The organism is Rhodococcus sp. MALMAid1271 (assembly GCF_049195265.1).
Lineage (GTDB): Bacteria > Actinomycetota > Actinomycetes > Mycobacteriales > Mycobacteriaceae > Rhodococcoides.
In genome coordinates, this window is record NZ_JBMIRQ010000061.1 from 1 (window position 1) to 1078 (window position 1078).

1 protein-coding gene is annotated in these 1078 nt (G+C 62.2%); it reads left to right on the plus strand.

Annotated features, from left to right (window positions below):
• Positions 1–104 precede the first annotated feature (104 nt).
• Positions 105–1078 (plus strand): IS481 family transposase (locus ACOQFP_RS08100; protein ID WP_230074976.1); only part of this gene is annotated, 974 nt, incomplete at its 3' end.

Sequence of the window (1078 nt, forward strand, 5' to 3'; positions counted from 1 at the left end):
TGTAATGAGCAGGGACGTTGTGGACGGCGTGGCAGCGACAGATAGGTGAGGACCTCCGGTATCGGTGTGGTTACCACAACTGCACCGACAACCGAGAGGTCCTCGTGTCACACGCTAATGCCTTGCTCACCCCGAAGGGGCGATTGAAACTCGCGGCATCGATCGTCGACGACGGATGGTCGATCCGCCGAGCGGCCGAACGATTCCAGGTTTCACCGACCACAGCCAAGAAATGGGCCGACCGCTACCGCACCGGCGGCCCACCGGCAATGGCCGACCGCTCGAGCAGACCCCACCACAACCCGAACCGGACACCGACCCGCACCGAACGCCGAATCATCAACCTGCGCTTCCTCCGCCGGTGGGGACCACACCGCATCGGCTACCACCTGCACATGCCGCACAGCACCGTCTCAGCGGTCCTGCGCCGCTACAAGATGCCGCTGCTTCGCCACCTCGACCAGAACACCGGACTTGCTGTACGACGCCCCCAACCCCGCCGCTACGAGCATCCCGCTCCCGGGGATCTGATCCACATCGACATCAAAAAGCTCGGCCGAATCCCCGACGGCGGCGGACATCGCAAGCTCGGCCGCGCGATCGGAAAGCGGCACAGCGGCAAACAAGGCCGCGGATACTCCTACGTCCATCACGCCGTCGACGATCACAGCCGGCTCGCGTATTCGGAGATCCTCGGTGACGAACGCAAAGAAACCGCATCGGGATTCTTCGAGCGCGCCAAAGCCTACTTCGCAGCCCATGACATCACGATCGCGCGTGTGCTGACCGACAACGGATCCTGTTACCGCTCAACGATGTTCGCGCAGACCCTAGGCCCTGGAATCAAGCACAAGCGAACCAGGCCGTATCGGCCGCAGACCAACGGCAAAGTCGAACGATTCAACAGAACCCTCAACCAGGAATGGGCCTACGCGAACACCTATCTCTCCGACGAAGCCAGAGCGGCGACCTACCAAGACTGGATCCATCACTACAATCACCACCGACCCCACACAGGCATCGGCGGCAAGTCACCCATCGAGCGACTGACCGTCCACAACGTCCCCGAGAAGAACAG